23 protein-coding genes are annotated in these 25,462 nt (G+C 51.7%); 11 read left to right on the top strand and 12 right to left on the bottom strand.

Annotation, left to right across the window (positions count from 1 at the left end):
• Positions 1–291, bottom strand: a 291-nt coding sequence (locus ACCI49_RS15090) for a helix-turn-helix domain-containing protein (protein ID WP_371839882.1), incomplete at its 3' end; no start/stop codon positions are given.
• Between the two features lie 178 nt (positions 292–469).
• On the opposite strand from ACCI49_RS15090, the gene ACCI49_RS15095 reads away from it, so the two are divergent.
• From ACCI49_RS15095 to ACCI49_RS15105, 3 genes are all read left to right on the top strand, one after another.
• A complete protein-coding gene (locus tag ACCI49_RS15095; RefSeq protein ID WP_371839883.1) occupies positions 470–949 on the top strand; it encodes a hypothetical protein in 480 nt (159 codons plus the stop codon).
• A gap of 52 nt (positions 950–1,001) precedes the next feature.
• Positions 1,002–2,186 carry a hypothetical protein gene (locus ACCI49_RS15100; protein ID WP_371839885.1) on the top strand — a complete coding sequence of 395 codons (1,185 nt, stop codon included), beginning with the start codon at positions 1,002–1,004 and terminating at the stop codon, positions 2,184–2,186.
• A gap of 515 nt (positions 2,187–2,701) precedes the next feature.
• Positions 2,702–3,853, top strand: a complete 1,152-nt coding sequence (locus ACCI49_RS15105) for a hypothetical protein (RefSeq protein WP_371839886.1) — start codon at positions 2,702–2,704, stop codon at positions 3,851–3,853.
• A gap of 128 nt (positions 3,854–3,981) precedes the next feature.
• Here the strand turns inward: ACCI49_RS15105 and holA are convergent, their stop codons facing one another.
• From holA to leuS, 3 genes are all read right to left on the bottom strand, one after another.
• Entirely contained in the window at positions 3,982–4,986 is a 1,005-nt protein-coding gene (gene holA, locus ACCI49_RS15110; protein ID WP_371839888.1) for a DNA polymerase III subunit delta, read from the bottom strand.
• Positions 4,987–5,000: 14 nt separating this feature from the next.
• Entirely contained in the window at positions 5,001–5,525 is a 525-nt protein-coding gene (locus tag ACCI49_RS15115) for an LPS-assembly lipoprotein LptE (RefSeq protein ID WP_371839890.1), read from the bottom strand.
• Between the two features lie 86 nt (positions 5,526–5,611).
• Positions 5,612–8,209 (bottom strand): leucine--tRNA ligase, encoded by a 2,598-nt coding sequence (gene leuS, locus ACCI49_RS15120; RefSeq protein ID WP_371839891.1) that lies wholly within the window; start codon positions 8,207–8,209, stop codon positions 5,612–5,614.
• 163 nt (positions 8,210–8,372) lie between these two features.
• Between leuS and ACCI49_RS15125 the strand changes: the two genes are divergently transcribed.
• From ACCI49_RS15125 to ACCI49_RS15135, 3 genes are all read left to right on the top strand, one after another.
• Entirely contained in the window at positions 8,373–8,822 is a 450-nt protein-coding gene (locus ACCI49_RS15125; RefSeq protein ID WP_371839893.1) for a zinc ribbon-containing protein, read from the top strand.
• The gene (locus tag ACCI49_RS15130) at positions 8,819–9,601 is read left to right on the top strand and encodes a YdcF family protein (protein WP_371839895.1); all 783 of its coding nucleotides are present in this window, start codon (positions 8,819–8,821) and stop codon (positions 9,599–9,601) included. Before ACCI49_RS15125 ends, ACCI49_RS15130 begins: the two co-directional genes overlap by 4 nt.
• A gap of 160 nt (positions 9,602–9,761) precedes the next feature.
• Positions 9,762–10,175, top strand: coding sequence for a hypothetical protein (locus tag ACCI49_RS15135; RefSeq protein ID WP_371839896.1), 414 nt, complete (start codon positions 9,762–9,764; stop codon positions 10,173–10,175).
• Between the two features lie 50 nt (positions 10,176–10,225).
• Here the strand turns inward: ACCI49_RS15135 and ACCI49_RS15140 are convergent, their stop codons facing one another.
• From ACCI49_RS15140 to miaB, 6 genes are all read right to left on the bottom strand, one after another.
• The gene (locus ACCI49_RS15140; protein ID WP_371839897.1) at positions 10,226–11,140 is read right to left on the bottom strand and encodes a TIGR01777 family oxidoreductase; all 915 of its coding nucleotides are present in this window, start codon (positions 11,138–11,140) and stop codon (positions 10,226–10,228) included.
• 149 nt (positions 11,141–11,289) lie between these two features.
• Complete coding sequence (lnt, locus tag ACCI49_RS15145) at positions 11,290–12,957, bottom strand: apolipoprotein N-acyltransferase (RefSeq protein WP_371839898.1); 1,668 nt, start codon at positions 12,955–12,957, stop codon at positions 11,290–11,292.
• A gap of 32 nt (positions 12,958–12,989) precedes the next feature.
• The gene (locus ACCI49_RS15150) at positions 12,990–13,883 is read right to left on the bottom strand and encodes a CorC family transporter (protein ID WP_371839899.1); all 894 of its coding nucleotides are present in this window, start codon (positions 13,881–13,883) and stop codon (positions 12,990–12,992) included.
• 70 nt (positions 13,884–13,953) lie between these two features.
• On the bottom strand, positions 13,954–14,424 hold the full coding sequence (gene ybeY, locus ACCI49_RS15155) for an rRNA maturation RNase YbeY (protein ID WP_371839900.1): 471 nt from the start codon (positions 14,422–14,424) through the stop codon (positions 13,954–13,956).
• 17 nt (positions 14,425–14,441) lie between these two features.
• Positions 14,442–15,470, bottom strand: coding sequence for a PhoH family protein (locus tag ACCI49_RS15160; protein WP_371839902.1), 1,029 nt, complete (start codon positions 15,468–15,470; stop codon positions 14,442–14,444).
• Between the two features lie 206 nt (positions 15,471–15,676).
• On the bottom strand, positions 15,677–17,044 hold the full coding sequence (gene miaB, locus ACCI49_RS15165) for a tRNA (N6-isopentenyl adenosine(37)-C2)-methylthiotransferase MiaB (RefSeq protein ID WP_371839903.1): 1,368 nt from the start codon (positions 17,042–17,044) through the stop codon (positions 15,677–15,679).
• Positions 17,045–17,225: 181 nt separating this feature from the next.
• Here miaB and ACCI49_RS15170 point away from each other — a divergent pair, with 181 nt between their 5' ends.
• The 3 genes from ACCI49_RS15170 (at position 17,226) to olsF (ending at position 20,338) form a co-directional block, all read left to right on the top strand.
• Entirely contained in the window at positions 17,226–17,558 is a 333-nt protein-coding gene (locus ACCI49_RS15170; protein WP_371839904.1) for a DUF1820 family protein, read from the top strand.
• 318 nt (positions 17,559–17,876) lie between these two features.
• Entirely contained in the window at positions 17,877–18,668 is a 792-nt protein-coding gene (locus tag ACCI49_RS15175) for a UDP-2,3-diacylglucosamine diphosphatase (RefSeq protein WP_371839905.1), read from the top strand.
• Positions 18,665–20,338 (top strand): bifunctional ornithine lipid synthase OlsF, encoded by a 1,674-nt coding sequence (gene olsF, locus ACCI49_RS15180; protein ID WP_371839906.1) that lies wholly within the window; start codon positions 18,665–18,667, stop codon positions 20,336–20,338. Before ACCI49_RS15175 ends, olsF begins: the two co-directional genes overlap by 4 nt.
• A gap of 85 nt (positions 20,339–20,423) precedes the next feature.
• Here olsF and ACCI49_RS15185 read toward each other — a convergent pair whose 3' ends face one another.
• Entirely contained in the window at positions 20,424–21,701 is a 1,278-nt protein-coding gene (locus ACCI49_RS15185) for an aspartate aminotransferase type Ic (protein ID WP_371839907.1), read from the bottom strand.
• Positions 21,702–21,978: 277 nt separating this feature from the next.
• Positions 21,979–22,845 (bottom strand): DUF6279 family lipoprotein, encoded by an 867-nt coding sequence (locus tag ACCI49_RS15190; protein WP_371839909.1) that lies wholly within the window; start codon positions 22,843–22,845, stop codon positions 21,979–21,981.
• A gap of 277 nt (positions 22,846–23,122) precedes the next feature.
• Here ACCI49_RS15190 and nagB-II point away from each other — a divergent pair, with 277 nt between their 5' ends.
• Both nagB-II and nagA read left to right on the top strand, forming a co-directional pair.
• Positions 23,123–24,121 carry a glucosamine-6-phosphate deaminase NagB-II gene (gene nagB-II, locus ACCI49_RS15195; protein WP_371839910.1) on the top strand — a complete coding sequence of 333 codons (999 nt, stop codon included), beginning with the start codon at positions 23,123–23,125 and terminating at the stop codon, positions 24,119–24,121.
• A 50-nt stretch (positions 24,122–24,171) separates the two neighbouring features.
• Positions 24,172–25,299 carry an N-acetylglucosamine-6-phosphate deacetylase gene (gene nagA, locus ACCI49_RS15200; protein WP_371839911.1) on the top strand — a complete coding sequence of 376 codons (1,128 nt, stop codon included), beginning with the start codon at positions 24,172–24,174 and terminating at the stop codon, positions 25,297–25,299.
• Positions 25,300–25,462 lie beyond the last annotated feature (163 nt).

A 25,462-nucleotide genomic window follows, 5' to 3' on the forward strand; every position in this document is an offset into this window, starting at 1 on the left:
AAGCTTGAGCTGATCTGGATGCTCATCTGCGATTTGTTTTTGAAGCTTTCTTTCTTGCTCTGCTGTTAACCTGCGGTTCATACCTTCTGGATAGCCGCGCTTTTTAGCGGCCAATGCTTTGAAGCCCCCAGCTCTATAAGCATTGATCCAATTTTGTACTGCTCGACTGGAGACATCCAGTGTCCGTGCAATTTCTGCTATAGACTCTGATTTCTTCCAAAGCTTTACGGCAGTTCGGCGTTTCTCTTCCTGCGCGGAAGCGGGTAATTTTCTTGCATCAATAATATCCATTTGAGTATTATACAGAACTATAGAGCCACCGGGTTAATAATACGAAAGTTGTATTTTTAAGGTCATTTTCCCCTGGATAAATACGCTTTTTTCCGATTTATTACCCTAGTTGTTGTCTTTATAGTGGCTCAGTTGGCGAACTTTACATAGTTAATTTAATTTGACTGAGGGAAGCTGAGTGACTGCAATCAGAACGGCTATCTGCTGTCTGGTCTTACTTTTTTTGCCGGTTTCACTTACCTGTGCTGGTGATATTGATAGTCATAATGAGTTATCGTCTGGTCAGGGGGCTCTTGACTTACTTCTTCTGCGAGATGATTCCATTAGTGGACAGTGGGCTGAGGTGACGCAGATCGGTGATAACAATGTAACTGATATTGCTCAAAAAGGTCAGTACAATCAGATATTCCTCACACAGAGTGGTTATTCTAATGTGGCTGTGGCTCACCAGAGTGGTGACTATAACTATGCAGCTATTTCTCAGTCCGGAGCTTATAACCAAGCAACTCTCGTTCAAAACGGGCTGGATAATATCGCCCTTATTAATCAGATTGGAAATGGAAATTCGGCCAACATTATCCAAAACGGAAATGGGCTATTTGGATTTGTCGCGCAGTTTGGTGACAACCACGCAGTAGAGATAGTTCAGTATGACTAGCTCGCTGTAGCATATGTTTTTATTTTTTATTTTGTCTTAGGGAGAAGCATAAATGAGGAAGATTTCACTTAGTGTTGCGATCGCCGCGATTGTTACTGCTGGTCAGGCTTTCGCTGATGGAAATTTTGGTGACCAACTACAGTCTGGGAACAAGAATGAGGCGGATATCAGTCAAGTCATTGAATCGACTAATAATGCTACCTACCAGTGGCAGGAAGGGGATAATAACAGAGCTTACGCTAGCCAAGTCTCAGCAGATAGTAACTATATAGACCAGACGCAGGTTGGTACCCGTAACTGGAGCGAAACTCGGCAGTATAATCAGGAGGGCTCTGAGGCATTCACTTCTCAGGAAGGTGAGGGAAACCAGGGTATTATTCATCAGTGGAACGGTTCCAGAAATACCGCCTATGCCTATCAGATAGGCAGTGAAAATACCATGCACCTAGATCAAATTACTGGCGCAAATGGTAACTATGGAGATATGCTGCAAGCTGGCAGTGATAATATGGCTACCTTAACCCAGGAAGGAGATGGTAACTTTTTTGTAAGTACCCAGCTGGGTGATGGCCACAATGTATGGAATAGCAGTCAGGATGGCTCTGCAGAAGGATTTCATGGCGGTCAAGTAGGTGATGGCAACGTTGGTTGGCTTTTCCAGGCAGGTCAGGAGAATACTGCAAACTTGATACAAACTGGCGACGTTCATTACTTGGATGTCGTTCAAAATGGCACCAACAATGTTACTACCCTTACTCAGGAAGGTACTGGCCAGTCCAGCATTGCCTTTCAATTCGGTGAAGACAACGTAATTTCAGTTACTCAATATGACATCGATAATATCGGTGACATTTATCAGGTGGGGGTTGGTAACATCGCTACTTTGGTTCAAACAGGTGATGTCAACTCGACTGAATTTACCCAGTATGGCGATATGAACACAGTAACCATCGCTCAAACTGGTAGTGGTAACTTAACTTTAGGCTATAGTGAAGGCATTGCGAATATTGTGGATATCGATCAGGTCGGTGAGTTGAGTACCGCAGTGGTTGAACAGTATGGTTTAGGTAGCAGTGATAATATAATCGCTTTGTCCCAAAATGGTTTTGATAATAGTGCGTATTTGGCGCAAAGTGGCAATGACAACGCTACTTATGTCAATCAGACCAGTGCTTACAATATGGCTAGCGTTCATCAAATGGGCGGTAATAACCTCGCGACGATTGCTCAAAACTAATGTTGGATAATTTCTCGTAGAAGTAATACAAAAGGTCCTCCCCAGAAAATGGAGAGGACCTTTTTTCGGTTGATAGTTCTCATCTTTTGTCTCTAAGGTGCTCGTACTGGCATATATTTGAAGAATGCAGGCAATTTTATTAATGATCGTTTCGTGACAGCTAGCAAAAGGCAATTATAAATAGGTTTCCCATGTCGTTTGCTTACAAGCTGCTAGTAATCAGGTGATTCTTCTCTAGGATATTAAGTCCAATGAGAGTGGGGATTGAACAGGTGGGTGACGCGAAATCTACAACTACTTTACAGTTCAGCATGAGTCAATAAAAAATAACCATTCTTAGTTGATTGGAACTGTTATTTTTCAGAACGATTGCTGTGATCCAGTCAACATTGTTCAAATTAAGGATTATTTATATTTATCGTGCGATTCCGTGACAAGCGTTCAGTGTAGGAAGTGTATTAATATTAGTGCCCTGTTTTCTGGTGTTTTTTAAATGGTCTGAAGGAGAATCATCAATGAAAATCCTTTTACTTGGTGTTGCGATTACTATGCTTGCAGGTATTGGACAGGCTGTAGCTAGTAGCAACTACGGTAATCAGTTTCAATCTGGTAATAGTAACGAGGCAAATATAAGCCAAGTCAGTGAATCAACGAATAACACTGCTTATCAGTGGCAAGAAGGGGATAACAATCAATCCTATGTTGGCCAGTCCTTTTCGGATAATAGTTACGTCGACCAGTCACAGATTGGTACTCGTAACTGGGCTGAGACGAAACAAGTAAATCAGGAGGACTCTGAGGCATTTACTTACCAGGAAGGTGAGGGAAACATGGGGATTTTACACCAATGGGGTGGTTCCAGAAATACCGCCAATGCCTATCAGGCCGGTAGAGAAAATACCATATATCTCGATCAGTACGTTAGCTCTAATGATAACCTTGCAGATATGGAACAGGGAGGCAATGACAACATGAGTTCCTTAGTGCAGGAGGGGGATGGCAATTACTTTCGTAGTTTTCAGGTGTTTGATTCAAATGTCTTTTACGGAGGTCAGGTTGGTAATGGAAATATTGGCGACTTGTTCCAGCTTGGTTTAGAGAATACCGCTTACCTCGTGCAAACTGGCGACTTCAACTTCATGGAAGTCATACAAAGAGCCAGTAACAATAGCATGGTTACCGTTACCCAGGATGGTAAGGGACACTACAGCAGGGTCTGGCAGGGCGGTCATGACAATGTAGTGATAGGCACTCAAAATGGTGTCAATAACTTTAGTTTCATCCAAACCTTTGGCTTCGATAACACCACCAAATTGGTTCAAAGCGGTAGTGTTAATATGGCTGACTTCTACCAGTGGGGCGAGACGAATTTGGCAACTATCGATCAAACCGGTAACAGCAACTCAGTTTCAGGTGCCAGCGAAGGCGTTGCCAATACTATAGATATCGATCAGGTCGGTGAATTGAACCTCGCCGAGGTTGGCCAATATGAATTGGGCAGCAGCGATAACATAATAGTTTTGTCCCAGAATGGAGTTGAGCACAGTGCATACCTTGGCCAAATCGGTAGCGAAAACACTACCTTTGTTACTCAGACCAGCGCAAACAATATGGCCAGTGTTTTCCAACTGGGCGATAGCAATGTCGCTACAACTTCTCAAAATTAATTTTGGCTGACGCCGGGTAAAAGTAGCTAGTAGGAGCCTCCGCCTGTAAATGGAGAGGCTCTTATGCGTTAAAGGCACTTTCTGGCTGCGATAAGGAAAGGGTATTGGCAGTGTGAAATAGCTTGGGTCTAAACGCTACGTTGGCCGCTTAAATTCAAAGTGAGTTCCAGTAGGCCTGTCCAGGGTGATTGTTGTTCAGCCCCCCCTTTAATAGCAGTGTCGATAGCGCGAGCTCTCAGAAGTAGAGCCTCCAGCTGACGTGGAGCCAGGCGGGAAAGGGCCGTTTGAATCAGAGGTTGGCGTTTTTGGATGCGCACCAAGCGGGCCAGGGGTTGGCCTTGGTCGAGCTTTTCCCCAATCTCCAGTAATGAGCGAATTTCCCGAGCCAGGGCCCAAAGTACTACCGGTGGCTCAATGCCCTCTGTGCGTAATCCCTGCAAAGTTCTTACGGCTTTGTCCGCGTCTCCGGCTAGCGCTCTGTCAATAAGGTCAAAAACACTATAGCGAGCGGAACTGGTAACGCTGTGTTCCAGTAGCTCAACGGTTATAGATCCACCATTGTTTAGCAGCTTAAGTTTCTCGATTTCCTGACTTGCGGCAAGCAGGTTTCCTTCAACTCGCTCTGCCAGAATTTGCACTGCTGCTGGTTCAGCGGAAAGGCCGGTAGTGCCAAGTCGTTGGTTGATCCAACGGGGCATTTCCTGGGCAGTAATTGGCCAGACTTGAACCAGTACTCCTACTTGCTCCAGAGACTTGATCCATTTGCTATTGAGTTGGGATCTTTCCAGTTTTGGAAGTATCAATAGTAAGGCCAAATCCTGGCTGGCCAGAGCGGCAAACTCCTGTAAGGCTTTACTCCCCTTATCTCCAGGCTTACCGCCGGGTGCTCGGACTTCGATCAGCTTTTTTTGCGCAAAAAGGGACATATTGCCTGCAGAAGAGAGCAGTGATCCCCAGTCGAAATTGTGTTCTGCATGCAGGAGTTCGCGCTCGCTAAATCCATTTTTCTTTGCCGCAACACGGATTTGGTCGCAGCACTCCTGTACCAGCAGAGGTTCGTCGCCGGATACGATATAAACCGGAGCGAGCCCCTTGTTGAGGTTTTGTTGTAGCTGGTGGGGGTTGATGCGCATTACTGTACAAGCACTTAGTAGCTTTTATCTTCCAGGGGGGCATTGACGTCAATTCGACGCAAGCGGTCAATCATACGGCTGATTAGTTCACGGCGCATTTCAGCGCGCAGCAGTCGCTCCTCCTCGCCTTTACTGACAATCTCCGAGACGTCCCATTCGAGAGAGCGATAGACGTCTGCCTGAGCTCTGTTCAGTAGAACCTCACCACTACCTGTGCGGACACTGTAAATAGCGCTGGTGATCAACTCATATTCGGAGGCACGGCCCTCTGAATCCACTGCAACAGTTAGCTTGCGTTCAATCTCTCTGTTAATAACCATCACGTAGTCTGCTTCTATCGGTGATGCAGCGACGGGGACTCCACCATTGTGCAGCAAGCGGCTTAGCTCATCAGCGATATTACTGCGAGGGTTCTCGCTGGAAATGTAAATAGTGCTGCCCGGGGGAAAGTTCTTTGGTGCACCGCGCAGATGCCAACCACAGCTGGCAATGCTAATGGCGGCTAGTAAAGCAACAATTCGACTTGCGATTTTTTTCATAAACTACCTAGCTTATTTGGGCCGACGATCCGAATCGCAGCCGAAGCGAGCAGGGAGCAGGCGCTCCCGGCTATCGGGTTGCGGGTCTATTTCGCAACAATATTCACCAATTTGCCTGGTACGACAATAACCTTGCGTACTGTGGCCTCACCGATAAATTTCTGGACGTTTTCATTTTCCAGAGCCAGTTTTTCCAGGTTCTCCTTATTCGCATCGGCAGGCGCATCCAATTTTGCCCGCACTTTGCCGTTGACCTGCACCACGAGGGTGATGGTTGAGCGTACAAGCGCTATTTCATCCACTTTGGGCCAAGGAGCATCGATCAATGCACCGGGGTTGCCCATCACTAGCCACAACTGATGGCAGACATGGGGAGTGACCGGGGCCAGCAGTAGTACGGCGGCTTGGAGAGCTTCCCGTTCAACCGCGAGACCCTGCTCGCTGTTCCGCTCCGCAAGCTTGCCCACTTCATTGAGCAATTCCATCACTGCTGCGATCGCAGTGTTGAAAGTCTGACGGCGGCCGTAGTCGTCGCTTACTTTTTGGATGGTTTCATGGGTCTTGCGACGCAGTTGCTGCTGTTTGTCGTTCAGGGCTTGTTGATTAATTTCAGTACCCTGGGAGCCGACTGCTATATGAGCGTGAACTGTCTTCCACAGCTTGCGTAAGAAGCGGCTGGCTCCCTCTACGCCAGCATCGTGCCACTCCAGGGTTTGTTCTGGTGGTGCCGCGAACATGGTGAATAGACGCACGGTATCGGCGCCGTACTGCTCAACCGCAGCATGTGGATCTATGCCGTTATTCTTGGACTTGGACATCTTGACCACGCCACCAGCAATGATCTCGTCGCCGGTCGCCCGCTCAATGGCTTTGATGGGTTTGCCCTTGTCATCCCGCTCGACATCTACATCGGCTGGATTGATCCAGGTTTTATGGCCGTGTTCTTCTTTATAGAAGGACTCGGCCAAAACCATGCCTTGACACAGCAATTGTTTGAAAGGTTCATCGCTGTTTACCAGCCCCTCATCGCGCATCAGCTTGTGGAAGAAACGCGCGTAAAGGAGGTGGAGGATAGCGTGCTCAATGCCACCCACATACTGGTCGACGGGCAGCCAGTAGTTGGCGCGGTCCGGGTCCAACATGCCCTCTTCAAAATCTGGGCAGGTATAGCGGGCGTAGTACCAGCTGGACTCCATAAAGGTATCGAAGGTATCGGTTTCCCTCTCTACCGGGGTGCCGTTTAATTCGTCCTTACGCCACTCTGGGTCAGCTTTAATGGGGGACTGGACACCGTCGAGCTCCACATCTTCCGGCAACAGGATAGGGAGCTTTTCTGCAGGTACAGGAATTTCGCCGCCGTCAGCCAGATTGAACATGGGGATGGGTGCACCCCAGTAACGCTGGCGGGAGACACCCCAGTCGCGCAGGCGGTAGTTTGTGGTCACTCGTCCTTTGTCGGTAGCGACCAGTGCTTCGGAGATCGCAGTAAAGGCACCGTTAAAATCCAGCCCATCAAAACTGCCGGAATTTACCAGCCTGCCTTTCTCAGTGAAGGCCTCCTTCTCCAGGTCAATGGGCTTGCCATCGGCGGCCTCGATAACCTGCATTACGGGCAGCTGGTACTTTTGGGCAAATTCCCAGTCGCGCTGATCGTGTGCCGGTACAGCCATCACAGCGCCAGATCCGTAATCCATCAGTACGTAGTTGGCGGCCCATACGGAGACCTCTTCACCGCTGATGGGGTGAAGAGCTTTAAGCCCTGTATCCATGCCTTTTTTGTCCATGGTGGCCATATCGGCTTCGGACAGGGACTGCTTTTTGCATTCGGCGATAAAGTCTTTTAGCTCTGGGTTGGACTCGGCAAGCTCCAGGGCGATAGGGTGCTCGGCAGCAAGGGAGACATAGGTAACTCCCATCAGGGTGTCCGGGCGGGTGGTATACACATCAAAGTGATCCACACCGGCCACAGGCTTGGGCAGGGCGAAGCTCAGCTCTACACCTCGGCTCTTACCGATCCAGTTGCGCTGCATAGTGCGCACCTGCTCGGGCCACTCGGGCAACTTATCGAGATCTTGCAGCAGCTCTTCTGCGTAGTCGGTGATCTTGATAAACCACTGAGCCAGCTCGCGGCGTTCCACGGTGGTACCGCAGCGCCAACAGGCTCCGTCTTCCACCTGCTCGTTGGCGAGTACAGTCTGGTCGTGTGGGCACCAGTTCACCGCGGAATTTTTCTTGTAGACCAAACCTTTCTCGTACAGACGGGTAAAGAACCATTGCTCCCAGCGGTAGTAAGAGGGCTGACAGGTAGCCAGTTCGCGCGACCAGTCAAAGCCGAAACCGAGGGCTTTCAACTGCCCTTTCATGTAATCAATATTGGTGTAGGTCCACTTGGCTGGAGCGGTCTTATTCTGGATGGCGGCATTCTCTGCGGGCAGACCGAAAGCATCCCAGCCCATGGGGTGCAGTACGTTCTTACCCTGCATACGTTGGTAGCGGGTGATGACATCGGTAATGGTGTAGTTGCGCACATGCCCCATATGTAGCTTGCCGCTGGGATAGGGGAACATGGATAGGCAGTAGAACTTTTCCCTGCCGGCGTCTTCCTTTACTTCAAAGCTCTTTTCGGCCTCCCAGAATTCCTGGGCGGAAGCTTCGACTGCGGAGGGGTTGTACTGCTCTTCCATTGATTGGGGACCTATACTCTGTGATCAAAAATTTGCGGGGAAACCGTGCAATGTACTGGGTGGGACTGCCGGTGATCTGCAATCTTTGGGGTTGATCGCGATCAATTGCCGTCTCCGGAGCATCTATTAGGATGCGTAAACGCGAGATTATAGGAGGGATACCGTGACGAAGGAACCAAAGTTACCGCCGAAGGATGATCTGGCCGATGAGTTTCGTGAGGATCTGGAAAATTTAATTGAAGGAGAGTTGGCAGTCGAGGATCTTACCGCTAATAAAGTGGCTTTTCTTCGCGCCTGGCTAAAGGATGACCTGCATCGCGCTTCGGATTACCTCCAAGGCCTTGGCGGGGAGTTGCGCACTTTGGAGGAGCGCGGCGGCGACTGGCTGCTTAACGCAGCAGACCCAACGGAAACGGCCTGGCCTAACCTGATGCGCTGTATCCGGGAGGGTAAACCTTGGGCTCTGGCCGGTGAATATGTGGGCGCTGGTGAGGAGCTGCAGTGTCTGGGGTGTGGTTACCGTGCTCTCCCACCAGAGAATACGCAGATAACGCCGTGCCACCGCTGTGGTTACGGCTGTTTTCGACAAATAGAGGGTGGCCTAGAGTATTGATCGAATTTCATACAATTATGTCCAGCCTGCTGATGCCACCCCTGGCTCCTCTATTGGGGTTGCTGTTGGCATTTTTCCTGCGTTTTCTGCCTGCAGGTTCCCTGCTGGAAAAGTTTTCCCTACCCCTAGCGGTGATTTCTTTCACGGTGTTGTGGATTAGCGCTACTCCAGCTTTCTCAAGTTGGTTGGGAAAACGACTGGGAGGTGCGCCGGATATCACAGGTGCAGCGCCACAGGCCATCGTAATCCTCGGTGGTGGGCGCTATAGGGACGGTGAATCCGGTAGCGAACGCCTCTCTGCATCGAGCCTTGAACGGGCGTTGTGGGCTGCGCAACACGCGCCGAAAGACCTGCCGATAATGGTTTCGGGAGGTAGGGTTTTCCGAAATGAGCGCGCGGCCGAGGCTGAGATGATGGCGGCATTATTAGAGGGAGAAGTGTCCCGTTCGGTAAGTTGGCGCGACGATTGCAGTCGTACTACCGCGGAGAATGCGGTAAACAGCGCTGCGATATTGCACGGTGCTGATGTGAAAAGTATTGTCCTGGTCACTCACTGGTGGCACATGCCTCGGGCCGCCGCGGTGTTCAACAGCGCGGGCTTGCAAGTGCAGCCGCTACCCGTGGGAAGCTCTGCAGAGCTTTTGCCACGGGCCCGGGAAGGCGTGTTGCGCTGGGTACCCAGCGCGGCGGCGCTGTTGCGGACACAAACCTATTGGCGAGAGTTGTTGGCGCAGGCTTGGTATCGCTTTAGGCCCCTGCCGCCAATTCGGAAATGTTGAGGAACTTTTGCACTAAAGGAATTTCAGAGGGCTACAGGATATGAGGGAACAGGCGTCAAGCCAGATAAAAAGTACTCTTGAATGCTAGTTGTACCGGACTTAGGATGACTGGCGCCACAGAACCAACCTGCTGATTATCTTTTAATATGGAGTAGCGACTGTGGATAACAAACATAACAATAAACGAGATAACCTTAATATGAATGGCATCCCGGTTTCTTTTAGTCCTATTCAACTGCACAATCGCTTAAACCGTGCGGTTTGGATTGGCTTCAAACGCGTGAAGCAGGATGGGCGAACTCTGTTATTTCTATGTGCCGGCGCAGAGAGTGGCGCTCAGCTAAGTAAGAATTTTGAAACCTTTGCGGGACAAATTGTCCGCGAGTATCACTTTGACCCATCAGAAGTGGAATTTATCGAGCTGCGTGAGAGGGCTGAAGAGTCCCAATGGTATCGCTGGCATGCCCAGTGGGTGGGCTCTGCGCCGATGGAGTGTCACGGGGACCTCGTAACCAGCGAATCCAGTCGCCGCTATTTGTCGGAGGCGCTGGAGAGCAGCATGGCCGCTGCCTGAGCGTCCTGACGAAGCTCTTTGCAGGCCTCTGCCGCCTTTTTAACAGGTGCTTAAGCGCTGGCTTTGCTGGTGCTGCTGCCATTTATTAAATCGGCCAGAGCTTGCTCCAGTGTCGGAAACTGGAAGCTGTAGCCGCTGTCGAGGGCGGTGCGGGGTTCGACCCGTTCGCTGGCCAGCAGCAATTGCTCCGCCATTTCACCGAAAAGGATCTTTAGGAGCCATGCCGGTGAGCGCATAAAGGAAGGCCTGTGTAACTGCTGGGCCAGCAGCCGGGAAAAGCTATTGTTAGTCACCGCTTCGGGAGCACAGGCATTGAATGTTGTACACAAATGCTTGTCGATAGCGTGCAGCATTAATCCCACCTCATCCTCTTCATGAATCCAGCTCATCCAGTGTTCACCGGAGCCCATGGGACCGCCGAGCCCAAGTCGAAAAGCCGGTAACATCTGTGGCAGGGCGCCGCCACGGGTAGAGAGCACTATAGAGGTACGTATGATTCCCACGCAGATTCCCGCCCTTTGCAGGGGAAGGGTTGCAGCCTCCCAGTCGCGACATAGCTGGGCAGAAAAACCACCGCCGGGAGGGCTATCCTCGTTGAGTAGCTCCCCGCTACGGTCTCCGTAGTAACCAATTGCCGATCCCGACAGGAAGTAATCTGGGCGCTTACGTTGAGCGAGAGTCCAGCGCACCAACTTTTCGGTGGTATTCAGACGTGAGCTGCGAATTTCGTTGCGGCGTTTGTCGGTCCAGCGGCGTGAGATAGGTTCACCAGCCAGGTTCACCACGACATCTACTGGATGTTTAACCTCCTCGGGCTCGCTGTAAGCTTCGACAGATTCCCCGCAGAGGGTACGCACCTTATCGGGGTGTCGGCTCAATACCGTGATTGTATTGCCTCGGGCGAGCCAGCGTTGGCAAAAAAGTCTACCTATGAGGCCGGTGCCACCACTGATTAAACAATGCATAGAAGGGCATCCCTGCCAAATTTTTTAAAGATAATTTGCTTGCAGCATAGCAGTCATCCCCAGTAGAGGTGCGACCCTGGCGGCGGTGGAGTTATTCTTGCCGCGGTGCTTTGCCGGGGCAAGAACATCGTGGGCGCCTTAAAGGCGGGCTATTGGTCGGTGACCTCGCCGGTGATAGAGCTGCGGGTTTTACTCGTTGTCCTGCGGCGCAAAATAATTGCCAGCGCTAGCATCGGCAGCGCCAGGGCAAAGACGATAGAGATACCGGCGAGCATGAAGGGGGTAGCGCCCCGCATAGCGCGAATATCGCCTGTCATATTCGCCCTTTCAAATTGAGGCAGTTGTTCGAGGATACGACCGCGAGGATCCACAATGGCTGTCACCCCGGTATTGGTACCGCGCACCAAGTAGCGGCCGGTTTCCAGTGCACGCATCTGGGCCATCTGCATATGCTGCAAAGGTCCTATAGATTCTCCAAACCAAGCGTCATTGCTGATAGTCAGGAGCACCTGAGCGGAGAGTGCGCTGCTGGCAACCAAGCGTGGGTAGACAATCTCGTAACAGATCAGCGGTGCCCAGCTGGCTCCCCCAGCGTTGAGGGGATGTTGTTCATCGGGCCCGGAGCGTATAAAAGAGGTGGGCAAATCGAAAAACTCAATAGTGCCCCGAATCAGGTTTTCTAGGGGCACATATTCTCCGAAGGGAACCAGGTGGCGTTTATGATAGATACTGGGGCTCTGACCAAAAACCGCTGCAGAGTTATGCACAACGCGACGGCCTTCATCGGGGTTGCGGCTGTCGTAGAGAATGCCACTGATTAGGTCCGTTTGGGTTTTTTCTGCATTGCGTTGCAGGGCTTGCATCAGATTAGGGGCCTGGCCGTAAAGCATCGGCAGTGCCGCTTCCGGCCAGATAATGACATCCACATCCTTATCGTTTAGGGCGCGGGTGCCGTCCTGGTAGCGGCTGATGGTTTCGCCACGAAATTCCGGCAGCCACTTTTTCTCCTGGGGGATATTTGCCTGCACCAACCCCACTGTGATGATCCCGCCTTCGGCGCGGGTCCATTCTATATTGGTGAGGATGGCGCCCGCAGGCCAGGGAAGCAGGGCCGCCACGAGCAGGGCGATATGACTGCGCCGCTTGAGTGGCACCAAGCGTCCGCTGGCCGCCAGTGCTATCACTGCCGCTGTGAAAGCCATCAGCAGGCCAATGCCATAAACACTGAGTACAGGGGCCCACCCTGAAAGCCAGGTCTCCAGATGGGCGTAGCCTGAAAACAGCCAGGGAAATCCGGTGAATACCCAGCTGCGGAGCCATTCGTTGATAAACCATAGGGCGGCAAAGGCGAGGGCAAAGCTGAACCTGTTATCAGTGAAGCGACCGAGAAAATAAAAAGGGGTGGCAAGTAAAATTGCCAACAGGGCAACTAAACTGCCGGTAAGCGCGAGCCCAAGGGGGACCGATGAATTGCCGAAATTGGTGATTGAAACATAGACCCAGGAGCTCCCGCTGGCAAACAAGCCGAGGCCAAAGCAGAAAGCCAGCCACAGAGTGCTTCGCCCGCGTAGGGTTTTCCCTCCAGAGGCCAGCAGAATTAGCCAGGAAAACAGGGCCAGGGATAGCAGCCCGCAAATCCAATAATTGAATGGGGCGAGAGATAGTGTCATCAACCCGCCAGCGCCAGCGCTGGCGAGGGAAAATAGTAATCTTCGCATAGACTCGCTTAATTGATGCTCAGCTGCAGTGCCGGAGCACCTAATCTTTCCTGCCCTCACTGCCGTAGTCTTGGGCAGGTCGTCGCTAGTATTCGACATCCTGCCAGTAGATCCCAGAGAAGGCTTGTTGGTTAACCTTCTTCCGGCGGTGTGCGCATATGGGCCACGCGCAGCAGATGGATTTGTCGGCTATCCGCGTAGAGCACGCGGAACATGAAGTCACCTAAGCGGGTAACTTCATCGCGTCCAGGCAGGTGCCCGAAAGACTGCATGATTAGACCGCCAATAGTGTCGAATTCTTCATCGCTGAACTCACACTCAAAAAAATCATTGAATTCCTCGATGGGGGTGAGAGCCTTGACAATATAGTCATTGTCGCCCACACGCCGGATAAAGCTATCCTCTTCCTCCTCATCGGTCTCGTCTTCAATCTCTCCGACAATTTCCTCGAGAATATCCTCAATGGTAACAACGCCGGAGACACCGCCGTATTCGTCGATAACAACCGCCATATGATAGCGATTCTCGCGAAATTCCCGCAGGAGAATATTCAAGCGTTTGCTTTCTGGGATGATATTGGCAGGGCGAATTACATCTTCGAGCTGGAATTCGCTAACGCCTTTGAGGAGCAGTGGGAGCAGGTCTTTGGCCAGGAGTATCCCGCGGATATCATCGATGCTCTCCCCGACAACCGGGAAGCGGGAGTGGCCGGATTCGATAATCTTGGGCAACAAAGTCTCGGGCTTGTCTTCCAGGCCCACAACCACCATCTGCGAGCGGGGGATCATTATCTCCCTAACTTGCTGGCTGGAAACATCCAGGGCACCTTCAATGATGGATAGCGCCTCAGCATCGACCAGTTGGTTGTCAGCCGCGTCCTTGATGATATCCAGCAGCTCATCGCGGGATTTCGGTTCCGCAGAAAATGCGCCGAATAATTTCTCCAGCCAGTTTTTTTCACTCGATCGGGGTTTATTGGAAGAGTGACTACTTGGGGGCTCGTCAGTGGTCATGGAAGTGGCCATGCTCCGGGTATCTCTCGTCTCTTGGTAATCAGTAACAGTTAGTAGGTAGCTTGTGGTTAGGCCTGTGCTGCTAACCCGCCTCCTCAAAGGGGGCGTAGGGGTCTGCAAAGCCGAGACTTTCCAACAATTGTGTCTCCAGCTTTTCCATTAATACGGCATCGGTATCTTCGATGTGGTCATAGCCCAACAGATGCAGTGTGCCATGGACCAGCATATGTGCCCAGTGCGCCGAAAGCGTTTTGTGCTGTTGCTCCGCTTCCTTCTGCACAACCGGAGCGCAGATTACAAGGTCTCCCAACAGTGGGAGATTTAGTTCCGCCGGGAAGTCTGTATGGAAGGACAGCACATTGGTTGGTTTATCTTTGCCGCGGTACTGATGGTTCAGTTGCTGGCTTTCCTCCTCATCAACAATCCGCACAGAGAGCTCGGCTTCTTCCCGGTGACCGGATAACGTCGTGGTAACCCAGGTGCGAATGTCTTCATCGGAGGGCAGGTCTGTAAAACGGCTGGCCCGCTGTATATCCAGAGTTAAATCAATCATAAAAGTGCAGCAGTGCCTTAGGCGGCATTCTCGTCGGCCCTATTGGCAACATTCACTTCCCGGTTGGCTTCGTGGATATCGTAAGCTTCCACAATGCGCTGCACCAGAGGGTGGCGAACCACGTCTTTAGCGCCGAAATGGGTAAAACTAATACCGTTTACCTTACTGAGTACTTCAACAGCATGGCGTAATCCCGAGGCTTGGCCGCGCGGCAAATCCACTTGGCTGGGGTCACCGGTAATCACCGCAGTTGAGCCGAAACCAATGCGTGTCAGGAACATTTTCATCTGCTCACGGGTGGTATTCTGGCTCTCGTCGAGAATGACAAAGGCGTTATTCAGTGTGCGCCCGCGCATGTAGGCTAGCGGTGCCACTTCAATAACATTGCGTTCGATCAGTTTTCCTACGGTCTCAAAGCCAAGCATCTCATAGAGCGCATCGTAGAGCGGGCGTAGGTAGGGATCGACTTTTTGGCTCAGGTCACCAGGCAAGAAACCAAGTTTTTCACCGGCCTCAACCGCCGGTCGTACCAGCAGAATGCGTTCCACTTGATCCTTGAGCAGGGCTTCGACCGCGCAGGCCACTGCGAGGTAGGTTTTCCCTGTACCCGCTGGGCCTATGCCGAAATTGATATCGTTGGATTGTACTGCGTGCACATACTTTCGTTGGTTTAACCCGCGAGGGCGTACAGAGCACTTCTTGGTACGGATTAAAACTACCTGGTCGGTTTCTGCAGAATCACCTTGGTCGCCTTGGTTGAGTAACTCCTCCACCCCGGATTGCTGTAGGGCCAAATGGATTTCATCTGGTGTCAGGTGATCCTGTGAGTCGGTCTCCTTATAGAGGAAATTCAACAGTTCACCCGCTGCCTTAGCCGGCTTGGGCGCGCCATAGATGGCAAACTGGTTGCCGCGGTTGCGGATCTCAATATCCAATCGCTGTTCAATCTGGCGTAGATGTTGGTCGAATTGGCCGCAGAGACTGGCGAGACGGCGGGCGTCGTTGGGCTCGAGGGTGATGCTGTGGGCGAGGGTTTGAGTTTCCAAACTGGTTTCCGGCACCTTAATCTGTAGGGTTCATTGCTAGGGTATACCCATTTTCCCCATATGGGAAAGCTTTGAGTGCTACCAATCAGTTCTAACTTTACCCGATTTTAATTACACCTTGTAATTTCATTAGACGCCTTAGGCCAATTTGGCGGCAAGAGGTGGTTGTGAAGCACATCTTGCCGGGAAGAACGGTTTCCTGGGTCTTAAAATAGATTTTCTTCCAACTCTGAGGTAATTAGCGTGCCACGCAGGGAGTTGGGCAGGGCTTCCTCAATCAGAACATCGGCAAACTTGCCAATCAAGGTCAAATTGTCGGCGCAGAAATTGACTACTCGGTTATTTTCGGTGCGCCCCTGTAATTGGCCGGGATCTTTCTTCGAAACGCCGGTTACCAGAACCCGCTCGGTATTGCCCACCATGCGCCGGGCGATAGCCGCAGCTTGCTGGTTGATACGATTTTGCAGCAGTTGCAGGCGCTCTTTCTTGACCTCTTCCGGAGTTTCATCGGGCAGATCTGCCGCCGGTGTTCCGGGGCGCGGTGAGTAAATAAAGCTGAAGGAAATATCGAAGCCCACTTCCTGGATTAGGTTCATGGTGGCCCCGAAGTCCCCATCTGTCTCGCCAGGGAAACCCACAATAAAGTCGGATGACAGGCAGATATCCGGACGTATTTTTTTAAGACGGCGGATTTTGGACTTGTACTCCAGTGCGGTATGGCCCCGTTTCATGGCCATCAACACGCGGTCGGAACCGCTCTGAACCGGCAGGTGAAGGTGGCTCACCAGTTCTGGCACCTGGGCGTAAACGTCGATCAAAGCGTCGGAGAATTCCACAGGGTGGGAAGTGGTGTAGCGGATGCGATCGATTCCGTCGATCGCTGCAACATAAGTAATCAGTTCGGCGAAATCCACCTCATGACCGTCTTCGCCCGCGGCGCGGTAGGCGTTGACATTCTGGCCCAGCAGGTTGACTTCGCGTACTCCCTGGTCCGCCAAGTGGGCAACTTCTTCCAGTACATCGGCAACTGGCCGGCTTACTTCCTCCCCGCGGGTATAGGGAACCACGCAGAATGTGCAGTACTTGGAACAACCTTCCATAATAGAAACGAAGGCGGTAGCGCCGTCAGCTTCGGGTTGGGGCAGTCGGTCAAACTTTTCGATTTCCGGAAAGCTAATATCCACAACCACTACGCCGTTTTTCTGCTCCTGGGTTTCCATCATGTCCGGCAGGCGGTGCAGAGTCTGCGGGCCGAAAATGAGGTCCACATAGGGTGCACGCTTGGCGATGGCCTCGCCTTCCTGGCTGGCTACACAGCCGCCGACGCCGATGACCAGGTCGGGATTTTTTTCTTTGAGGCGTCTCCAGCGACCTAACTGGTGGAATAGTTTTTCCTGGGCTTTCTCACGAATAGAACAGGTGTTGACCAGCAGCACGTCCGCCTCTTCGGGGTCGTCAGTAGGTACCATGGCGTGGGACTCGCCAAGCAGATCGCGCATCCTGGCAGAATCGTACTCATTCATTTGGCAGCCGTGGGTTTTGATGTATAGCTTTTTCGCCGGTGTATCGGACATATCGCGCCTGATTAAAAACTGGTCAATTGAAAGGGTGGGGCATTATAGCGACACGACCCGGTACTGCATAGATGGCTATATTAGCGGGTGAGAAGCTGTGCTATTCTTGCGCGCTTTTTCGGGCTTTGCCCGGTTTCTGAACAATTTCGATCTTCGGGGCATACCCCCTCCTGAGAGACTTATGGCCAACCCGATATATAAAGTAATTTTCCACAATCAGAACCAAGTGTATGAACTCTATGCCCGGGCTATCTATCAGAGCGATATGTACGGCTTTATCGAGGTTGAGGAGTTTGTATTTGGGGAGAAGGCCCAGCTGGTTGTTGATCCCAGTGAGGAAAAGCTAAAAAACGAATTTGCCTCAGTAACCCGCTCCTACATTCCCATGCATAGTATCGTGCGTATTGACGAAGTGGAGAAAGAGGGGACAGGCAAGATTGTTGAGGTCAAGGGTGACAAGGTGGCGAAGTTTCCGTTTGCCCCTCCTGTCAGGCATCCACAGGATACCGACTAAAATCCTCTCTCTATTTTTGCCCCACCAAATCTGCTGGGCCTTCGGTTCGGTAGATTTGGGCGTCGAATGCCTCCGCAATCCCTTCTTTTACTCTGCAATATAAGCTTCAATAAAAATCCTCCGGACTGTCATCAAATCGCTGCAAAGTGATTGCCGAGGCAATCGATGATTTTACAGAAATTCACTCGATTGCAGCTCGTTGAATACTGATTCATAAAACTAACTTAATGGTATTTGTCGGGCTGGTGGCCCCCCTTTTGTACCGATAATGGTAACTGCACGGGGGGTGATAACTGGTCAGAGGCTGGATTCTTAACTATGAGCAATCGCTACCGGGCACTGTGGATATCCGATGTTCATTTGGGTAGTCGGGACAGTGAGCCTGATCGATTGGCGGACTTTCTGGCGCAGAACCGTGCCGATACGGTTTACCTGGTGGGAGATATTTTCGATATGCATGCCCTGACACAAGGGCGAGGTACCTGGTGCCAGGCCTCTTCCATGTTACTGGGCATGCTGTCGGAATTAAGCAATCTCACTCCCGAGGTGATTTATATTCCGGGGAATCACGATGCGCCAATGCGCAGCTGGGCCGGCAAGCGCCTCGGCAATATTCGCATTGAGCGGGACTGGGTACACACTGCTGTTGATGGTCGCTGTTACTGGGTCACTCACGGTGACCAATTTGAGCACCAACTAAAAATGAATCCCGTGAGCTACCACATAGGTGATCGCAGCTATTATCTCATGCTGCGCTTTAATCGCTGGATCAATTACTGGCGCAGCCGTTTTGACAAACCCTGGTGGTCACTGGCCAGCCAGGTAAAAAATCGTGTGGGTGCAGCCCGGCAGATGATGAGGGATTTTGAAAATATTGCCTTAACAGAGACAGCAGCGCGGGAAATGGATGGAATTATCTGTGGACACATCCACCGCCCGGCACTGCGCACTGAAAATATCGGGAAGGGTACAGTGACCTATGCCAATTGTGGGGATTGGGTCGACTCTATGAGTGCTGTGGTGGAGCAGCAGGATGGCAGGCTGGAACTGTTGCATTGGTACCGGGCACCCAAAATCGCCAGTATAATGACAGAGGTGGTGGCAGCATGATTCAACTGGAAGCGCTCCTGCAGAAAAATGCCTGGTATAGCGCCGCGCCGCAAAAGCCAACCAGAAAGTTGGTTTCAGCAACGCTGAAAAAAATTTGTTGCGAAGAGCAGATAATGGAATTTGGTCGACGCTTTCCGCATTTGGGTGGAATTGATTTTATCCGCCAGCTTTTTACCGAATTGAATTTCCGCTACGAGTTAACGCCCTCCGAACTTGAACGGATTCCTGTCAGTGGACCGCTGGTTATTGTTGCCAATCACCCCCTCGGCAGTCTCGACGGACTTGCACTGATCGATATGGTGGCGAGGGTGCGCAAAGATGTAAGGGCCGTTGCCAGCCAGTTACTTTGGAATATCAAACCTCTGCGCCCTTATTTTTTACCTGTGGACAATTTTCAGGGGCGCACCAGCCGTGCGGATGTTCAGGGGATTTATGATCACCTCGGCCAGGATGGTGCCATTATTATTTTCCCTGCTGGGGAAGTGTCACGTTTGACCCCTCAGGGAGTGCGCGATGGTCGATGGAATCCCGGGTTTGTACGCTTCGCGGAAAAGGTTAATGCACCGATTCTTCCGGTGCAGGTACTCGGCAGAAATTCCTGGTGGTTTTATGGCCTGTCGATGCTGAATAAGCCACTGTCGACACTTTGGTTGATTCGAGAGATGTTTAAGCAGGCTAGCCGAGGTATTGATATCCGAATTGGTTGCCCGCTCGAAGCGGAGCATTTCCGCAGTTGGCCCCTGACTCCACGTGCCCAGGCAGCGCTCTGGCGCAAGCATGTGTATAGGTTACAGCGTTCACCCGCCCCTCTTGGCCCCGAGATAATTGCAGCGGCGGAACCTCAAATCGAGGTGGCAAAAATAATTGAAAGTTGCGAAGCGTTGACAGCACAAGGTGAGTTCTCCGTACGTCTTTATCGGCAGAGGGCTGATTGTCCGGTGATGCGTGAATTGGCCCGGGTGCGAGAGGTGGCTTTCCGGGCAGTGGGGGAGGGTACGGGGCATAGCCGGGATTGGGATGCCTTCGACGCCCATTATGATCACCTGTTGCTATGGGATCATGAGCGCCAAGTCATTGCCGGGGCCTATCGCCTGGCGGGAACGGAGGCTCTTGGTGAAGGGGAAATTTATAGTAGTACGCTTTTCAATTATCTCTGCCCACCACGCCAATGCCTGCCGGGATCTGCAGAGCTTGGGCGCAGTTTTTTACTGCCCGAATATTGGCGAGGGCGAGGGCTGGATTTACTATGGTGTGCCATCGGCCAATGGGTTTTACGCAATAAAATACGTTATCTGTTTGGGCCGGTTTCCATGCCCGGTACTTTTTCCGTGCGAGCCAAATCTGCCATAGTTCGCTATTTCTCCCATTACTTTGCTCCGAAAAATTCCCTGGGAGATGCGCGCCTGCCTTTTCTCCAGGGGCGTGAAACCCTACCGGAATTACAGGGAGACTCGATAGCTGATATGCGCCAACTAAAGCAAGTACTGCGAGAAGAAGGGGTGGTACTGCCACCACTCTTTAAAAAATATGCTGCCCTCACTAAGCCGGGAGGCACCAGTTTTCATGCTTTTAATATCGATCCGGATTTTTGTGACTCCGTAGATGGGTTGGTGGTAGTCGACCTCGACTTGGCCGATGAAAAGTTTGCCAAACGTTATTTAGCAGGATAAGGCTGTCGGCAGTAAATAATGAATAAAAAGGCGACCGTGTTGGTCGCCTTTTCCGCAGTATCTTCGATGAAATTCCCGGTGGCAATTAGCTTGCTTGTTTCAACTGTTGTCGAACGCTTGCCAGTTTTACACAGAGTACAAATACAGACATGGCTGTATCGAGCTCCTCTAGGGATGGGAAGCTCGGGGCAATACGGATATTGCTGTCTTCAGGGTCCTTTCGGTAGGGGAAGGTGGCACCCGCCGGTGTGAGCTTTACTCCTGCATCCGCTGCCAGTTGTACCACGGTCTTAGCACAACCCGGGCGCGTATTGAAAGAGACAAAGTAGCCACCTTCAGGCTTTTCCCATTGACCCAGATCAGATTCACCCAGGCCGTGTTGAAGGTGTTCCAATACGCATTCAAACTTGGGTTTAAGGATATTGGCGTGCTTGCGCATGTGTTCTTTTAGGGTGGTGAACTCGGTAAAAAAACGGGAATGGCGCAGTTGGTTGACCTTGTCCGGGCCAATGGTCATGGCTTGCAACTGGTGTTTCAAGGATGCCAGATTGGCGCTGCTGGCACTTACGAAGGCAACCCCGGAACCAGCATGGGTAACCTTGGAGGTGGAAGCAAACTGCAGCACTGAATCAACAGTGTCATTTTCCAGGGTGGCGGAGCGGATATTAGGAAGGCTCACATAGTGGCCAAGGTCATGAACCGAGTAGGCGTTGTCCCAGAAAATACGGAAACCGGGATTGGTAATCTGCCCCAATTGTGCCAACCGCTCCACGGTTTCCTTACTGTAGGTGACGCCACTGGGATTGGAGTATTTAGGGACACACCAGATGCCAATGATTTCGCTGTCTTCGCGGATATGTTTCTCTACTGCGTCCATATCGGGGCCCTCCTCATCCATGGGGATGTTGATCATGCCAATGCCGAGTTGTTCGCAGATGGTGAAGTGACGGTCGTAGCCGGGTACTGGACAGAGAAATTTAGGCGCCTTCAATTCTCTCCAAGGGGTATTGCCAGCAAAGCCGAACAGGTAACCTGTTACTACTGCATGATACATCAAGGTGAGGGAGCTGTTGCCAGCGGCAATGACCTCTTCTGTGGGTACCTGTAACATATCAGCGCCCAGCTCACGGGCACAGGTGAGGCCAATCAGGCCACCGTAATTGCGCGTATCGGTGCCATCGGCGGCACGATAATCGGCAGCGAGGATGCCGTCGAGATTATCGGATAAATTTAATTGCTCTGCTGAGGGTTTGCCGCGGGTAATATCCAAACTCAGCTCGTGTTGGCAGATACGCTCATAATGGGCGCTCAATTCCTTTTCTAACTCTGCTAATTGGATGCTGGTAGCGGATTCGATTTGCACGTGATTTCCCCTCGCTAGTCATTGGAGTTGGCGAGCTTAGCAGGCGGTGTGCGGCTTCGTCAGCCCTGTATTAGAACGGGTTAAATTTTTTCTTTTGAATCTACTAAAAAGGGGGAAGGAAAGAATACCCTGCGCTCGGGACCGTATGAGGCATGGATGCCGATTACGAGCTTGCAGGGATGTATTCACCGCGCGTCTTGAGTGCAGGGTATTCTTTCCTTCTGACCCAGTAGTACTTAAAGCCCGAATGTTTTAACTTGTCGCTTCGGTTGAATAGTCACTGGCTGGCGAGGGTGCGGAAGTCGAGGGCGTATTTCCGTAGTGTATTGCTGAGGTGGCGACGCTGGGCTGGGCTGGTGCTGGATAATATTTGTTCTCCCAGTTCCCGCGCCTGCAGTTTGCGTTTTTCCTGAGCCTCACGGTACTGGGGCGACCAGAGTTGCTCTGGGTTAAGCAGTAGGCTGCGCAACCTCTCCAGGTATCCTGTCGGCTTTGTACGTAATAACTCGATGACCTTTGCTTGCCAGAGGCGTCTCTGCTCACTGCGTTGCAGGGGGTTGTATTCTATTTTGGCTACCCAGGCGGCAATCAGGTTTTTTTGTTCTTCTGTAAGGGTGCCGAGCCAGCGGACGCTTTCCCTGCGTATCTGCCTATCCCGCTTACGCCGGATTTTTTCCGGAGATTTTTGCCATTTTTTCAGGCTTTTCTGATCTTTTTTTAGAAGATTGCCTTGCAGCTCATTAATCTGGCGCTCGCTGAGCTGAGCGGCAATTGGCAGCAAAAGATTGTAGGCATTTTCACTGGCAGTAAGCAGGAACTTTTCAACTTGCTTTTCTACAGGTTCCAGCTGGGGGTTTTCCAGCTCACCTTCATCAACCCGTTCCGCCAGCTGAGTGAGGAAGTCTGCGTAACGGGGTAATTGTGTTTGCCGGTGCCAGCGAAAGAAACTTTGCAGGGCCGCGCTCAGCTCGCCTTTCTGGTTTCTATCCAGATTGACGTAGTCGCTAGCCTTCCATCGTATCCAGTAATCTATGTTGTTATAGACGAACTGAATACTGGAGCAGCTGCTGATCAGTAGAAAGGTGGCAATTAGCGCAACAGTGCGCCAGAAATACATTATTGGCGTGCTAGCTGGCTTTGCCATCGACTCTTTCCTGTGGAAATTTTCGGCCGCTGCCGATGGGTCAACCCCAAGCATAGATGATGGACTGTTACTTGGTGAGTTGGCGCTGAAAATGTTGGATTGGCCATGCGGCCCTTCCCTGCTTGGGAAAGGGAATGACAGTGGCAACCCATTGTGACAAATGGGTGTGACCTGTGTGTGGCTAACGCATAGACTATTTGTTGTGGTCCTAGTTTTTCCCACGAAGATAAAGGGAATGAGGGACTGGGTACCAGTGTCAGTACGAGTGGAGGGCGGCATGGCCACCACAATCATGGAAGCTGAGGCCCGGGAGGCCCCAGCAAGAATTGCCGAGCAGCTACAAAACAATGCTGGAAATATGGCGCGCCTGGGCGAGCGCTTGCGTGGGCAGCCTCCGCGATTTGTCATGATTGTGGGGCGTGGCTCCTCCGATCATGCCGGTGTTTTTGCCAAATACCTGATAGAGATAGAAACGGGTACGCCTACCTTTGCTGCGGCACCGTCGGTTTCCAGTGTCTACGGACGCAAATTAAAACTGGATGACGCCCTGGTACTGGTGATATCCCAGTCTGGTCGCAGCCCGGACATCCTCGCCCAGGCTCGAATGGCCAGAGAGTGCGGTGCCTATACTGTTGCGCTAGTGAATGATGAGCAGGCGCCGATTAAGGAGGTCGTCGATCAGGTGATTCCCTTGAAGGCGGGCCCGGAAAAGGCGGTAGCCGCCACCAAGAGCTATCTGGCAACCTTATCTGCAATCCTGCAACTGGTGGCCTACTGGACCGAGGATAAAGCACTGAAGCAGGCGTTGGATAAATTACCGGAGACTTTGGAAGCGGCGGTGAATGCGGATATCCAGTTGCGCCCCGAAGACCTTGCCGCTGTACAAAACCTGGTCGTGCTTGGGCGTGGCCCCGGCTATGGAATTACTCGCGAATTGGCCCTGAAGCTGAAAGAAGTGTGCAATATCCACGCTGAGTCATTTTCCAGTGCGGAGTTTTTACACGGCCCAGTGACCTTGGTGGAAGGCAAATTGACCGTGGTTAATGTACCAATCGAGGATGAATCTTTTCGCTGCCACAGTGAGCAGATTGACGATATAGTGCGTCGGGGAGGCACATTGGTCAATCTGCATGTACCGCGTAAAGGGGTGCATCCACGAGTGGCGCCGCTGGCATTGCTGCAGCGCTTTTATATTGATGTCGCCCACGTGGCCGTTAGCCGTGGCATAAACCCGGACGAACCGGCGGGACTGAAAAAGGTGACTCAGACCGTATAATAATTTGCCCACAGAACCCCCGTAATAGGGGAATTATTAAGGAGGGGCGCGTGGGTTATACCCTATTAGTGGAGCAATTGTTTGACGGCGAGCAGATTCTTGAAGAAGTTGCCCTGACTGTTGGAGAGGATGGGAAGGTTTTTTCCATTGGAGAGAGCGCGCCGAGTGGCGCGCAATATATTGCCGGCCTGTTGGCTCCAGGCTTGGTGGATGTGCAGGTAAATGGCGGCGGCGGTGTACTCTTCAATCAGGAGCCCAGCGTCGCGGCACTGCGCACCATTGGTGCTGCCCATGCACAATTCGGCACTACTGCCTTCTTACCTACTTTAATCACCGATCGGCTCGAAGTTATGCAGCGTGCCGCCGACGCAGTGAGTGACGCACTAAAAAAAGGGATTCCAGGGGTGATTGGCATTCACTTTGAGGGGCCACATCTGAGTATCCCTAAGAAGGGGACTCATGAGCAGGGTTTGATCCGTTCCCTGAGCGATGCAGAATGGGCCCTGTATGCCCGTGATGACCTGGGTGTCAAGGTTATCACTCTGGCTCCGGAAACTGTGTCGGTGGAAGATATTCGCCGGTTGGTATCAATGGGGGTCACTGTCTGTCTCGGCCACTCCAATGCCGATGGGAAAACCGTGCGTGCGGCGCTGGAGGCTGGGGCCTCGGGGTTTACCCATCTTTACAACGCCATGTCACCGCTGCACTCCCGTGAGCCGGGCATGGTGGGGACAGCCTTAATTAGTGATGAGGCCTGGTGTGGGTTGATAGCTGATGGCCACCATGTTTGCCCCGAGGCTATGAATCTTGCTTTAAAATCCAAGCCGCGCGGTAAATTAATATTGGTCACCGATGCCATGTCGCTGGTGGGAAGCGATGCGCTTAGTTTTCCATTATTCGACCGGGTGGTTACCCGCGAAGGAGACAAGTTAACCTCTAGCACAGGAGAGTTGGCCGGTTCACATCTGGATATGATCGGTGCAGTGCAAAATATTTGTCGCTGGTGTTATGTGGAAATTGGCGAGGGCTTGCGTATGGCGAGCCTGTATCCGTCCCAATTTCTAGGGTTGAATACAGGGAGGGTTGTCCCTGGTGCAAGGGCGGATTTAATTCAGCTGGACAAGCAATTTCGAGTGCGAAAAACCTGGATTGGTGGCCGCCCTGTTTTTGGTAAATGATTTCCTCGTACTTTAAAAAAGTCATACTCACTAAAAAGGCGGGGGAAGAATACATTTTACTCGGGACCGTATGAGGCATGGGTACCGATAATGAGCATATGAGGATGGATTCACAGCATGTCGCGAGAGAAGTGTATTTTTTACTTCCGGCCTAATAGAAAGC

Source organism: Microbulbifer epialgicus (genome assembly GCF_041447265.1).
GTDB classification, from domain to species: Bacteria; Pseudomonadota; Gammaproteobacteria; order Pseudomonadales; family Cellvibrionaceae; genus Microbulbifer; species Microbulbifer epialgicus.